This is a genomic window from Methylobacterium sp. NFXW15 (assembly GCF_049887755.1).
Taxonomy (GTDB): domain Bacteria; phylum Pseudomonadota; class Alphaproteobacteria; order Rhizobiales; family Beijerinckiaceae; genus Methylobacterium.
In genome coordinates this window covers 336,711-350,215 of sequence record NZ_JAGEKG010000005.1, presented here as the reverse complement: position 1 = coordinate 350,215, position 13,505 = coordinate 336,711, and the positions used below count along the sequence as shown (strand labels likewise).

7 protein-coding genes are annotated in these 13,505 nt (G+C 69.2%); 2 read left to right on the top strand and 5 right to left on the bottom strand.

What is annotated here, in order from left to right; genetic code table 11:
- Positions 1 to 16: 16 nt before the first annotated feature.
- Both J4O73_RS14240 and J4O73_RS14235 read right to left on the bottom strand, forming a co-directional pair.
- Positions 17 to 2,545, bottom strand: a complete 2,529-nt coding sequence (locus J4O73_RS14240) for a circularly permuted type 2 ATP-grasp protein (protein ID WP_426218283.1) — start codon at positions 2,543 to 2,545, stop codon at positions 17 to 19.
- On the bottom strand, positions 2,542 to 5,874 hold the full coding sequence (locus J4O73_RS14235) for a DUF2126 domain-containing protein (protein WP_426218281.1): 3,333 nt from the start codon (positions 5,872 to 5,874) through the stop codon (positions 2,542 to 2,544). Before J4O73_RS14235 ends, J4O73_RS14240 begins: the two co-directional genes overlap by 4 nt.
- A gap of 173 nt (positions 5,875 to 6,047) precedes the next feature.
- On the opposite strand from J4O73_RS14235, the gene J4O73_RS14230 reads away from it, so the two are divergent.
- Positions 6,048 to 7,244 (top strand): zinc-binding metallopeptidase family protein, encoded by a 1,197-nt coding sequence (locus J4O73_RS14230; protein WP_426218279.1) that lies wholly within the window; start codon positions 6,048 to 6,050, stop codon positions 7,242 to 7,244.
- A gap of 47 nt (positions 7,245 to 7,291) precedes the next feature.
- Here J4O73_RS14230 and mntR read toward each other — a convergent pair whose 3' ends face one another.
- Positions 7,292 to 7,750: a manganese-binding transcriptional regulator MntR gene (mntR, locus tag J4O73_RS14225; RefSeq protein WP_426218278.1), complete on the bottom strand. Its 459-nt coding sequence runs from the start codon at positions 7,748 to 7,750 to the stop codon at positions 7,292 to 7,294.
- Between the two features lie 149 nt (positions 7,751 to 7,899).
- On the opposite strand from mntR, the gene J4O73_RS14220 reads away from it, so the two are divergent.
- The gene (locus J4O73_RS14220; RefSeq protein WP_426218276.1) at positions 7,900 to 9,228 is read left to right on the top strand and encodes an Nramp family divalent metal transporter; all 1,329 of its coding nucleotides are present in this window, start codon (positions 7,900 to 7,902) and stop codon (positions 9,226 to 9,228) included.
- 97 nt (positions 9,229 to 9,325) lie between these two features.
- Here J4O73_RS14220 and J4O73_RS14215 read toward each other — a convergent pair whose 3' ends face one another.
- Positions 9,326 to 11,017, bottom strand: coding sequence for a methyl-accepting chemotaxis protein (locus tag J4O73_RS14215; protein WP_426218274.1), 1,692 nt, complete (start codon positions 11,015 to 11,017; stop codon positions 9,326 to 9,328).
- A 379-nt stretch (positions 11,018 to 11,396) separates the two neighbouring features.
- The gene (locus J4O73_RS14210; RefSeq protein WP_426218272.1) at positions 11,397 to 13,379 is read right to left on the bottom strand and encodes an acyl CoA:acetate/3-ketoacid CoA transferase; all 1,983 of its coding nucleotides are present in this window, start codon (positions 13,377 to 13,379) and stop codon (positions 11,397 to 11,399) included.
- Positions 13,380 to 13,505: the final 126 nt, after the last annotated feature.

Sequence of the window (13,505 nt, the reverse complement as noted above, 5' to 3'; positions counted from 1 at the left end):
GGGGGGCGGATGGCCATCAGCCCAGCCCCGTCAGCTTCTCCGACCGCGGCGCGTGCGGCCCGGTCGGGAAATAGCGGGCCACGATGCCGTCGGCGAGGCGTTCGAGGTCGGTATTGAGCGCACTGAGGCGCACCGCATCGAAATCCGCCGCCTCCCCATGGCGCAACTCTCCCTGGATCCGGCCCGCGAGGCGGCAATGCGGCTCGAGCAGGCCGTCGGCCGCCAGGGCGGGCAACTCGTTGAGATGGCGCTTGATCGCCTCGACCTGGAAGGCGATCGAGCGCGGGTTGTAGGGGTCGAGCAGCACCATGTCCCGCACGGGATCGAGGGCGGCCCCCTGCATGTAGCGGCGGCCGTAGCTGATCTGCGAATCCGCCAGCGCCAGCATCGTCCCGAGGCAGCCCGGCGTCGCCTCGTCATTGGCGAAGGCCAGGGCGAAGGTGCAGGTGTTGATCGCCCGCTCGATCCTCCGGCCCAGTTCGGCGAAATGCCAGCCCTCGGCCCGGCTGGTATTCTCGTGGGCGAGCCCGGACAACGCCGCGAGGTGGCTCAGGGTCCGCTCGGCCCGCGTGGCGAGCTGCGATTCGGTGAAGGCGCGCTCGGTATCCAGGGAGAGCAGATCCGACAGGTCGGCCAACACCCGCCATGTCTCGCCGGAGAGGCGGGCGCGGAGCGCTGCGGCGTTGCGGCGGGCGGCCGTGACATGCGCCCGCGCCGAGCCCGGCTGATCGCGCCCGCACAGGGCCTGCTGCGCCAGCAGGGCCGTCGGCAGATCGGCGGCGGCGACGCTGACCCATTCCCCCAGGAGCGCGCGGATCGCCAGGGCGGCGGGCGCATCGGGCGAGCCGGAAATATCGGTGCCCACGGCATCGCCGAAGCTGCGCAGATGGGCGAGTGTCAGGCGGGTCACCGCCTCGGCGCGCTCGGCATAGCGGCCGAACCAGAACAGCCCGTCCGCCGCCCGCGCGGGCAGATGGCCGCCGAGCCGCCGCACCCGGGGGGCCGCCTGCGACCCGATGAGCGGCGCCTCGACCGGCTCGTCCGACAGCACCCAGACATCGGCCGAGCGGATGCCGAGCCGAAGTTCCAGCGGGTCGACATTGTCCCGCTCGGACATCCGGCAGAAGCCCCCGCGCATCACCGTCCAGCCGGAGGCGGTCCGGGCGGCGTAGACGCGCACGACGAACGGGCGGGGCACGAGGTACAGCCCCTCCTCGCCCCGCTCCCAGCCCGGCATGGTCGAGAGCGGCGCGGGTTCCTGCGCCACGTAGTCGAACGGCCGGTCGCGCAGGGCGTCGACCACGGCGGCGCGTTCGGCGGCCAGGGCCGAGGGGGCGAGCAGCGCGTCCCGCCCGGCCCCGCGCGAGGGCGTTGCGGCCGGGCGCAGGACCAGCCGGTCGAGATTGGCCTGGACATGGGCGAGCCCCTCCAGATCGCCACACCACCATGTCCGCGGATGCGACAGGCGCAGGGGCTCCCCGAGGAGGCGTCGGCACAGGCCATCGAGATAGGGGGCGAGCGCCGCCGACTCGACGAGGCCCGAGCCGGGCATGTTGGCCATCACGAGGGTGCCGTTGCGCAGGGCGTCCAGCACCCCCGGCACGCCGAGCCGCGAGGCGGGATTCAATTCGAGCGGGTCGAGGTAGTCGGCATCGATCCGCCGCCACAGGGCATCGGCCCGCTTCAGGCCCGAGACGGTGCGCACGTGCAGGCGCCCGTCGCGCATCACGAGGTCGTCGCCCTCGACGAGCATCAACCCGAGGTAGCGGGCGAGTGCCGCTTGCTCGACATAGGTCGAGCTGTAAGGGCCCGAGGTCAGCAGGCAGATGCGCGGATCGGCTCGCTCGGCTCCCAGCGCCAGCCCGTTGCGAAACGCCTGGAAGAAGGCGGGCAGGCGCTCGACCTGCAGGTCCTGGAAGAAGTCCGGGAAGGTCCGTGCCAGGACCATGCGGTTCTCCAGCGCCCATCCGAGGCCGGAGGGGGCCTGGGTCCGGTCCGCCAGCACCTGCCACCGTCCGTCCGGGCCGCGGGCGAGGTCGGCCGCGTAGAGCCGCAGATGGTGGCCGCCGGGGGGCGCCACGCCGTGGAGCGGGTGCAGGAATTCGGGGTTTCCGGCGACGATCGCCGCCGGAAGCTGGCCCGTCGCGACGAGATCCCCCGGTCCGTAGACGTCGGCGAGGATCGCCTCCATCAATTCGGCCCGCTGGATCAGCCCGGCGGAGAGGTCGCGCCATTCCTCGGCCTCGATCACCAGGGGCATCGCCCCCAGCGGCCAGGGATGCTCCCGCTGGTCGCCCGCGATGCGGAAGGAGATGCCCGCATCCCGGATGTGCCGTTCCGCCGAGACGAAACGGGCCATGATCTCCGCCTCGGTCAGGCCGCCCAACCGCTCCAGCAGGCGGCGCCAGACCTCGCGCGGGCGCCCGTCCGGCCCGAGATACTCGTCGGGCAGGCCGGGGCTCGTGCGGTAGTGCGCGGTCCAGCGCGCGATGCGCTGACCGGTAGCCTCGCCCGGATCGATGCCGATCGCGAGCGCCGCACTCATCGGGGAGCGGGTGTCCGCAGATCGAGGGTCAAGGGGAACTCGGCGCTCACCTCGGTCGCGGGCATCGCGATACGGCCCGGCGTATGGCCGTGCGTCTGGAAGCGGGCGAGGCGCCGCCCCTCGGCCTCGTAGGCGTTGACCGGATGGGTCTCGTAGTTGCGCCCGCCCGGATGGGCGACATGGTAGCGGCAGCCACCGAGCGAACGCCCGCTCCACGCATCCAGGATGTCGAAGGTGAGCGGCGAGTGGGCGGGGATGGTCGGGTGCAGGCTCGAGGCCGGCTGCCACGCCTTGAAGCGCAGGCCCGCCACCGCCTCGCCGGCCCGGCCGGTGCTCGTCATGGGCAGGCGGCGGCCATTGCACGCGACGACGTGGCGGCCGGGGACGAAGCCCTCGACCTTGACCTGCAGCCGCTCGACCGAACTGTCGACGAAGCGCACCGTGCCCCCGCTCGTCCCTTCCTCGCCCATCACGTGCCAAGGCTCCAGCGCTTGGCGCAGCTCGAGCTTGACGCCGCCCTGCTCCACGGTGCCGAAGACCGGGAACCGGAACAGGGCCTGCGCCTCGAACGCCGTGGGATCGAAATCGTAGCCCGCTTGGCGGAGGTCTTCCAGCACGTCGAGGAAGTCCGCCCAAAGGAAATGGGGGAGCATGAAGCGATCATGCAGGCTCGTGCCCCAGCGGACACAGCCGCCCTCCTGCGGTTCCCGCCACAGCCACGCGACGAGCGCCCGCAACAACAACTGCTGCGCGAGGCTCATCCGTGCATCCGGCGGCATCTCGAAGGCTCGGAACTCCAGCAGACCGAGGCGGCCGGTCGGCCCGTCCGGGGAATAGAGCTTGTCGATGCAGATCTCGGCCCGGTGGGTGTTGCCGGTCACGTCGATCAGGACGTTGCGGAACAGCCGGTCCACCAGCCAGCGGGGGATGTTCGGCGTGTCGGGCGCGGGCACCTGCGCCAGCGCGATCTCCAGCTCGTAGAGCCCGTCGTGGCGCGCCTCGTCGATGCGCGGCGCCTGACTCGTCGGGCCGATATAGAGGCCCGAGAACAGGTACGAGAGCGAGGGGTGCCGCTGCCAGTAGAGCACGATGCTCTTGAGCAGGTCCGGCCGTCGCAGGAACGGCGAATCGTCCGGCGTGATGCCGCCCAGCACCACGTGGTTGCCGCCGCCCGTGCCGGTATGGCGGCCGTCGGTCATGAACTTCTCGGCGCCGAGGCGGGTCTGGCGCGCCTCCTCGTAGAGCCGGGACGTGATGTCCACCGCCTCGCGCCAGGACGCGGCGGGATGGACGTTCACCTCGATCACGCCGGGATCGGGCGTGACCTTGATGAGGGACAGGCGCGGATCGAAGGGCGGCTCGTAGCCCTCGACATGGATCGGCTGCTTCAGTTCGGCCGCGACCGCCTCGAGGTGGCCGACGAGTTCGAGATACTCGTCCACCCGCTGCACCGGGGGCATGAACACACGGATCACCCCGTCGCGGGGTTCGATGGCCAGGGCCGTGCGCACGGCGACGCCGCTGACGCCCGCTCCGTTGGCGGGCCGGGTGGTCTTGGCCGGGGTGGCAGGCTTGGATCCGTCCGTCCCTGCCGCCTCCTTGCCCATCGCCTCCTTCGCCTTGGACTCGGGTAGGGCGCCGCGCGCCTCCAGCGGGTCTTGCGGTTGGTAATAGGGGTAGTGCTCCGGCGGCACGTAGGGCAGCGAGGAGAGCGGCAGACGGTAACCCACGGGGGAATCCCCCGGCACCAGATAGGCGTAGCCGCGCCCGAACTCCCACGCCTCCGAGATCCAGACGCGGCCCGAATCGCCGTCCTTGCCGGTGGGCAGGCTCGCCAGCGGCAGCACGTAGCCCGCCGCCTCCCCGAGGCCGCGTTCGTAGACCCGCTTGATCCGGGCATCGAACTCCACCGAGCCCGACTGGGCGGCTGCGGGCGTGACGTTGACCGGCAGGTCCGTGCGCTTCTTCTCCCAGACGTCCCCGTCCTCGAAGGCGGGGAAGACATAGTCTTTGAGGCCGAGGCGTGCGGAGAGCGCGTCCGCGAAGGCCTTGGCCTGGGTGATCGTCGCCTCGCCGGTCCCGCCCTCGGGGGCGATCAGGGCGGGGTCGTGCCAGACTGGCTTGCCGTCCTTGCGCCAGTAGAGGGCGAAGGCCCAGCGCGGCAGGCTCTCGCCGGGATACCACTTGCCCTGGCCGTAATGGAGCAGGCCCCCCGGTCCGAACGTCTCGCGAAGGCGGCGGATCAACTGGTCCGCCAAGCCGCGCTTGGTCGGCCCCACGGCGGCGATGTTCCACTCCGCCGCCTCGAAATCGTCGACCGAGACGAAGGTCGGCTCACCGCCCATGGTCAGGCGCACGTCCTGCGCGACGAGGTCGGCATCGACCTTCTCGCCGAGCCGGTCCATCGCCGTCCAGACATCCTCGGAATAGGGCTTGGTCACGCGGGGCGTCTCGGCCACGCGGGAGATGCTCATCCGGAAGTCGAACTTGGTCTCGGCGGGCTCCGCGAGGCCAGAGATCGGCGCTGCCGAGCGGTAATGCGGCGTGGCGGCCAGCGGGATGTGCCCCTCTCCCGTCAGAAGGCCCGAGGTGGCATCCATGCCGACCCAGCCCGCCCCCGGCAGGTAGACCTCGGCCCAGGCATGCAGGTCGGTGAAGTCGTTCGAGGCCCCGGTCGGGCCATCGACCGCGGTGGTGTCCGGGACGAGCTGGAGCAGGTAGCCGGAGACGAAGCGCGCCGCGAGGCCGATCCGCCGAAGCACCTGCACCAGCAGCCATGCCGAATCGCGGCAGGAGCCGCTCTTGAGGGTCAGGGTCTCGGCGGGCGTCTGCACCCCCGGCTCCATCCGGACGCCGTAGGCGATCTCCTTCGCGATCATCCCGTTGAGGGCCACGAGGAACAGGACGGTGTTGGTCTCCTCCGGCAGGCGGGCGAGCAGCGCCTCCATGTCCGGACCGTCCGCATCGACGGGCACGAGGTAGGGGGCGAGCTCCTCCCGCAGTTCCGGATCGTAGGCGAAGTCCTTCGTCTGCGCGTATTCCTCGACGAAGAAGTCGAACGGGTTGATCACCGCCATGTCGGCGGTGAGATCGACCTCGACCTTCAACTCGTCGGTCTTCTCCGGGAAGACGAGGCGGGCGAGCCAGTTGCCGCTCGGATCCTGCTGCCAGTTGATGAAGTGGTTCTGGGGCGTCACCTTCAGCGCATAGGCCGGCACCTGCGTGCGGGCATGCGGCGCGGGCCGCAGGCGCACCACTTGCGGTCCGAGGCTGATCGGCCGGTCGTAGCGGTAATGCGTGACGTGGTGCAGGGCGACTTTGATCGACACGTCGGCTCCGTCTCAGGATCGCGCAGGTTCGGACCCGCCCCGGTTATGAGGCAAGGCTTGCCCGCAAAGCAATTTCCGTGCGGGACCGAAGCGGAACTGTTCGGCAGGAACTTTGCCTCCCGGCTCCGCTTGACCGAAGGGGACCGGCGCGCCGATCCTCAGGACTGCCGCCCATGAAGATCTTCCAGTGCCAAGCCTGTGACCAGCCGGTCACGTTTGAAGCGACCGCGTGCGAAAGCTGCGAGCGCCGACTCGGGTATGTCTGTGTTCGGCACGAGGTGTCGGCCCTTGAGCCGGCCGGCTTCTCCACCCATCCGCAAATGGGCGGGGCACAGATCTTCCACGCCTATGCCGATCCGGGGCCGCGCTACCGTGCCTGCCAGAATGCGGTGTGGAACGCCTGCAACTGGCTCGTGCCGGAGGAAAGTCCGGACATCTTCTGCACCTGCTGTCGGCACAACCGCGTCGTGCCGGACCTCACCGTGCCCTGGAACCACACCCGCTGGCGGCAGGTCGAGATGGCCAAGCACCGGCTGTTCTACTCGCTGTTGCGGCTCGAACTGCCGCTCGCCACCCGCGTCCAGTACACGGACGGCCTCGCCTTCGACTTCCTGGCCGACCCATCCGAGGCCAATGCCAGTGGGGCACCGGTGATGACCGGGCACATCAACGGCCTCATCACCATGAACATCGCGGAGGCCGACGACGTCGAGCGCGAGCGCCGCCGCATCCTGTTCGGCGAGCATTACCGCACCCTGCTCGGGCACTTCCGCCACGAGATCGGGCACTATTTCTGGTACCTGCTGGTGATGAACGGGCCCTTCCAGGAGCCGTTCCGGGCGCTGTTCGGCGATGAGCGCCGCAACTACGTCCAGGCGTTGCATGACCATTATGCCGGGGGCGCCCCGGCCGATTGGGAGGGTAGCTTCGTCTCGGCCTACGCCACCGCCCACCCCTGGGAGGATTTCGCCGAGACCTTCGCCCATTACCTGCACATCGTCGATACGATCGAGACCGCCTCGACCTTCGAACTGCACGTGCGCCCTCGCCTGCGCGAGCGCGGCAGCGTGCGGCGCCCGCCGCCCACGGTGATCGATTTCGACCCCTACGACACGGCCGACCTCGACCGCCTCATCGAGGCGTGGCTGCCGCTGACCTACGCGGTGAACTCCCTGTCGAGCAGCATGGGCCAGCCCGCCCTCTACCCGTTCACGCTGACCCCGGCGGTGATCGCCAAGCTCGCCTTCATCCACGAGCGCATCTACGCCACCCGCGTCGGCGTGATGCCCATTCCGGGCGATGCCGAGGCGGACATCCTCCGCGCCGTCATCACCGGTCTCCGCCAGAAGATTGCCGCGCCCCTGGTGTGAGAAGCCTCATCGGCGCCGAGATCCGGCGCTCGCGCGACGGTCCGGAGCTACCCTCCCCGCTCCTCGGCGAAAGCGCGGAAGGCTTCCAGGGTCTCGGCGCTGACATGGTGCTCGATGCCCTCGGCGTCCCGGCGCGCGGTCTCGGGGCTGACGCCCAGCGCGCAGAGGAACCGTTCCACGATGCGGTGGCGCTCGCGCGCCTCGCCCGCCAGCCGCTTGCCCGCCTCGGTGAGGAAGACGCCGCGATAGGGCCGCTGCTGCACCAGCCCCTCGTCGCACAGGCGCTTCAGCATCTTGGCGACGGTGGGCTGCGCCACGCCGAGGCGCGCCGCGATGTCGACCTGCCGCGCCTCGCCGCCATCGCCGATCAGGTCGTCGATCAACTCGACGTAGTCCTCGACCAGTTCGAGCCGACGAGCCTCGCGGGCCTGCCGGAAGCTCTCGACGTGGCGCTCGGGATCGACGAGCGCGGTCTCGCTCCGCCCGAACGCCTCCGGTTCCTGCATCTGGCTGTCTCCCTCGGAGCCTGGTCACGTCCTTAGAGCGAGGGAAGCCGGGCACGCAATCCGCCTCCGGTCTCCCGCCTTCGAAGCCCCCTTGCCGACAGCCTCGGCTTTTCTATATAGCTTATGCTATACGAGGGGAGCCGGACGGAATGGCGGCAGGCGATCTCGCCGTGACGGAACGGCGCGCCGAGGGCGGGCTCAGCCAAGCCACGGAGAAGGGCATCCGCGCGGTGCTCGACGGGCGGCCCGGCGGCCGTGCCCGGTTCCTGTTGTTCGTGGGCCCGGCGGTGACGGCCTCCATCGCCTACATGGACCCCGGCAACTTCGCGACGAACATCCAGGCCGGAGCCCGCTACGGCTACAGCCTGCTCTGGGTGGTGCTGGCGGCGAACCTGACGGCGATGCTGTTCCAGGCCCTCTCGGCCCGGCTCGGCATCGTCACGGGCAAGAACCTCGCGGAGCATTTTCGCGATGCCGCGCCGCGGCCGGGCCGGTTCGCCGCCTGGGCGGTGAGCGAGATCGCTGCCATGGCCACCGACCTCGCGGAGTTCCTGGGCGGGGCGATCGGCCTGTCGCTCCTCGTCGGCATGCCGCTCATGGCGGGCATGGCGGTGACGGCCGTCGTCACCTACGCGATCCTCCTCTTGGAGAACCGCGGCTTCCGGCCCCTTGAGATCGCCATCGGCGCGATGGTCGGCACGATCGGGCTTTGCTACGCGGTGGAGCTTCTGATCGCCCCCGTCGCCTGGGGCGCGGTCGCCAAGGGGCTCGTGACCCCGCACATCCCCGATGCCGAGGCGCTGACCATCGCAGTCGGCATCATCGGCGCCACGGTGATGCCGCACGCCCTGTTCCTGCATTCCGGCCTGACCCAGGGGCGCGGTGCCCCCCGGAACGAGGCCGACCGGCGGCTCCTCGTGCGCTTCTCCGACCGGGAGGTGATCGTCGCCCTGGCGCTGGCGGGCCTCGTCAACATGGCGATGGTGATCATGGCGGCGTCGGCCTTCCATCTCGGTCACAGCGAGATCGCGGAGATCGGCGAGGCCTACCGGACGCTGACGCCCCTCCTCGGCCCGGCGGCGGGCGCGGCCTTCCTCGTGTCGCTCATCGCCTCCGGCCTGTCCTCGTCGGTGGTGGGAACGCTCGCGGGGCAGATGGTGATGCAGGGCTTCACCGGCTGGCGGATCCCGCTCCTCGTGCGCCGCCTCGTCACCATGGCGCCGGCCTTCGCCGTCGTCGCGGCGGGGGTGGACCCGACCCGAGCGCTCATCCTCTCGCAGGTCGTGCTGTCCCTGGCCCTGCCCGTGCCGATGATCGCCCTCGTGGTGTTCACGAGCCGCCGCAGCGTGATGGGCCCCTTCGCCAACGGCCCGTGGACCAAGGCCGCCGCCACCGCCGGGGCGGCGGTGGTGCTGACGCTCAACGGAGTGCTGCTGGCGCTCGCCTTCGGCGTGCCGGTGCCGGGATTGGCCGATTAGCCGTTCGATCCCGGCCTTTGACGGAGTGGGCCCTCGAGCTCGCCCGCTTCCGCCGCGACGGTGGGCGGAAGCGGACGTCGAGGGCGTCGTGACGAGTTCAGGCCGCGCGGATGGTGCTGAGGAACCGGGCGACCTCGGCCGAGAGGTGCTCGGACTGGCGCGACAGCTCGCTCGAGGCCGAGAGCACCTGGCTCGCCGCCGCGCCGGTATCCTCCGAGGCGCGGGCCACGCCCACGATGTTGGTCGTCACCTCGCTGGTGCCCGTCGAGGCCTGCGAGACGTTGCGCACGATCTCCTGCGTCGCCGCGCCCTGCTGCTCCACCGCCGCCGCGATTGAGGTCGCCACGTTGTTGATCTCGCGGATGCGACCGGTAATGCCGCCGATCGCCGTCACCGTCTGATCCGTCACGCCCTGGATGTCGCCGATCTGTACCGCGATCTCCTCCGTGGCCTTGGCGGTCTGGTTGGCGAGCTCCTTCACCTCGGCCGCGACGACCGCGAAGCCCCTGCCCGCCTCACCGGCGCGGGCGGCCTCGATCGTGGCGTTCAAGGCGAGCAGGTTGGTCTGGCTGGCGATGTTCGAGATCAGCCCGACCATGTCGCCGATCCGTGCCGAGGTCTGGCGCAGGGCCTGAACCAGAGAGGCGCTCTGGTCGGCCTCGCCGACGGCGGCCTGGGCGAGGGTGGCCGAGCCCTGCACTTGGCGGCCGATCTCGTGGACGGAGCTGCCGAGTTCCTCGGCCGCCGCCGCGACGGTGCCGACGTTCGAGGAGGCTTCCTCGGCGGCGGCGGCGACGGTGGTCGATTGGGAGGCGGCTTCGGCGGCGGAGGAACTGAGCTGCTGGGCGGTGGCCTGCAACTCGGTGGCCGAGGACGAGACCATGCCGACGATGCCGCCGACCGCCTGCTCGAAGCCGTCGGCGAGTTCGAGCATGGTGCGCTTGCGCTCCTGGGCGGCGGCCTCGTCGGCGAGGTGCCTCATCTCGGCCTGCTCGAGGGCCTTCTGAGCGACCATGGTCTTGATGCCTTCCACCGCCTTGCCGACGGCGCCGATCTCGTCGCCGCGCGTGGCCTCGGGGATGGCAGCGTCGATCTCTCCCTGCGCCATACGCCGCAGCACGCCGACAAGGCTGGCCAGTGGCCGTGTGATGCCGACGACGACGATCAGCATCGAGAGCGCGATTGCTCCGAGCAACCCGGCCACGGAGGCGCCGATCAGAAGCTGTTCGGTCCGCGTCACGGCCTGCCCGGCCGCATCGCGCTGGTGCTGCAATTCGCCTTTCAGGCGTTGAACGTTTGCGGCCAGCGCTTCACGGATCCGGTCCCGCACATCGTCGGAATCGGTCAGCAGGATCTTCGCGGCCGCTTCCTTGTCGTTCTTGAGGCCCAGGGCGTTTGCCCGATCCTGTGTTGCGGAATACTCCTGCAGAAGGCTTTTGAGCGCGAGGTTGTAGGCATTACGCTCGGGAGAATCGGCCATCGCGGTCAATGCGTCGAGCCCTTCGATCGAGCCCTGCAACGCGGTGTTCCAGCGCGCCTTGGCGGTGGCCCTCTTCTGCTCGTCATTCTGAAGGATGATGGTGCGCGACTGGATGGCCATTTCATTGAGATGGGAGCGGATGCGCAGCATCTGCTCGAGGCGGACCGCGTCCACGTCGACGATCCTGCGCGTGTCCTGGGCAAGCCTGTCGAGGCCCGCCGTCGCATAGAACATCAGCCCCGAGGCAATGATCGCCATCAGGCCGAGCGGCACGATGGCCTTGATGATGATTTTCGAACTGCGCAGCATGCCGGGCCCCGTGACCGACGAATTCAGTTCTATATCGTTGGTGGTTGTGCAGTATAAAAACTATTAAACTGGCAAAAAATCGAATGTTTTAGCGCGTTTAACAATCTGAAGTTACATCGCCTATCAGAAGCAACGTGGAGGGCTGATTGATGAGGCCGCTCGCCCGGCCGCATGTGCCTCGTGCTGGATGGCGCCGACACGCCGCGTTGCGCATCGACTTGGGGACGTCGCCCTCATGAACGGAAGACAGGAAGTTCAGAAGCGCGCACGGCCTCGTCCTCGCCGATAGGAAGGCGGCAAAGGCCGTGCACGCGGATCGATTCAGGGCTGCGAGGCCGCCCTCGTGCATCGATCCAGACGGAGCAAGTGCGGTACGGTCCTAGGCCGCCGAGGCGACGGCGGGGGAGATCCGCTTGCGGGCCTTGCTGTCCTCGGTGCTGCTGAGGAAGGCCTGGGCTTCCTCCTTGCGCTCGAAGACGTGCGGGGCGACCCCGCGCTTGGTCAATGCCTCCTCCATCTTCAGGCGAAGGAAGGCGCTCGTCGCGTAGCGGGTGGTGGTCGCGTAGTAGTTCGCCTGGAGATACTGGATCATCCCGGCATAATCATCGACGAGGTTGTCGTTCAGCCGGAACCCGTCGTGGTTGATCACGGCGTTGACCCGCTGGCCCGCCTTGCGACACGCCTCCACGATGGTCAGGCGCAACTCGTCCATGTCGCCCTTCACCCGGCAGTACCAGCCTTCCAGGTTGACGAAGAGGATGTTGCGCTCGCCGTCGTAGCTGACCCGCGATTTCAGATCGAGGTTGAGCAGGTCGGCGATCAGCTCCATCGGCTCGTCGCGGAAGATGCGCGGATCCATCGGCACCGGGTTCCGGACCACGGGGGCGAAGTCCATGTGGGCGAGGATATCGCGCTCGATGTCGATGCCGGGCGCCACCTCGATCAACTCCAGGCCCTCGGGGGTCAGCTGGAAGACGCAACGCTCCGTCACGTAGAGCACCGGCTGCGAGCGCTGCACCGCGTAGGGGCCGGAGAAGGTGTTCTGCTGCACCTGCTTGACGAACTTGCGCGCCTTGCCCTCGGTGACGATGCGCAAGTGCCCGTCCTGCACGGCGATCTCCAGGCCGCCCGCCGTGAAGGTGCCCGCGAAGACCACGGTGCGCGCGTTCTGCGAGATGTTGATGAAGCCGCCGCAGCCGTTGAGCTTGCCGCCGAACTTCGACGTGTTGACGTTGCCCGCCTCGTCGCACTCGGCCATGCCGAGGCAGGTCATGTCGAGGCCGCCGCCGTCGTAGAAATCGAACATCTGGTTCTGGTCGATGATGCAATCGGCATTCGTCGCCGCACCGAAGCTCGAGCCTGAGGCGAGCACGCCGCCCACCGCGCCGGCCTCGGTGGTCAGCGTGATGTAGGGGGTGACCTTCTCCTCGTTCGCGATCGAGGAGATCCCCTCCGGCGCGCCGACACCAAGATTCACCACGCCGTTCGGCGGCAATTCGAAGGCGGCCCGGCGGGCGATGATCTTGCGCTCGTTCAACGCCATCCGCTTGATGCCCGTCACCGGCACGCGGATCTCTCCGGCCAGCGCGGCGTCGTGCATGACGCCGTAATTCATGCGGTGCATCTCGGGCTCGGCCACCACGACGCAATCCACGAGGATGCCCGGTACGCGGACGTCCTTGGGCAGCAGGTAGCCGTCATCGACGATGCGCTCCACCTGCGCGATGACGATGCCGCCGTTGTTGCGCGCCGCCATGGCCTGGGCGAGGCAGTCCAGCGTCAGGGCCTCCTTCTCGTAGGAGAGGTTGCCCGACGGGTCGGCGGAGGTGGCGCGGATGAAGGCCACGTCGATCTTGGTGGCGGTGTAGAACAGCCATTCCTCGCCATCGACCTCCACGAGCTTGACGATGTCCTCGGTGGTCAGGTCGTTGACCTTGGCGCCCCCGTGGCGGGGATCGACATAGGTCTGGAGCCCCACCTTCGAGAACAGGCCCGGCTGCCCGGCCGCGCAGGCGCGATAGAGCTGCGAGATCACGCCCTGGGGCAGGTTGTAGCCGCGGATCAGGTTGTTCTGCGCGGCCTGCGCGACCTTCGGCATCCGCCCGAAATTGGCGGCGATGACTCGCGAGAGCAGGCCCGGATGGTGAAGGCGCCCGGTGCCGAGGCCTTTGCTGTCGCCCGCGCCCGCGGTCATGATCAGGGTCAGCCCACGTGGCGAGCCGGTCTCGACGAAGCGCTTCTCCAGGGCGGCATGCAGCGCCTCGGGAATGCAGCTCTGCACGAAGCCCGTGGTGGTCAACACGTCGTTGACGCGGACCAGGGCGATCGCCTCGTCAGCGGAGATGACCTTGTTCTTCCTCATGGGCCTGCCGATCCTCCCTGACGTCCGGATGCCCGGGACTCACGCACGCCCCGTCTCCGGACTTGTCGTCGTATGGCCGCGCGGCACCTTGAAGAATCCACCGGAAGGATCGACTGCATTCGAAAT

Coding starts and splice junctions, on each gene's coding strand:
- J4O73_RS14240 (WP_426218283.1), bottom strand. CDS start 2,545: ATGAGTGCGGCGCTCGCGATCGGCATCGATCCGGGCGAGGCTACCGGT.
- J4O73_RS14230 (WP_426218279.1), top strand. CDS start 6,048: ATGAAGATCTTCCAGTGCCAAGCCTGTGACCAGCCGGTCACGTTTGAA.
- mntR (WP_426218278.1), bottom strand. CDS start 7,750: ATGCAGGAACCGGAGGCGTTCGGGCGGAGCGAGACCGCGCTCGTCGAT.
- J4O73_RS14220 (WP_426218276.1), top strand. CDS start 7,900: ATGGCGGCAGGCGATCTCGCCGTGACGGAACGGCGCGCCGAGGGCGGG.
- J4O73_RS14215 (WP_426218274.1), bottom strand. CDS start 11,017: ATGCTGCGCAGTTCGAAAATCATCATCAAGGCCATCGTGCCGCTCGGC.
- J4O73_RS14210 (WP_426218272.1), bottom strand. CDS start 13,379: ATGAGGAAGAACAAGGTCATCTCCGCTGACGAGGCGATCGCCCTGGTC.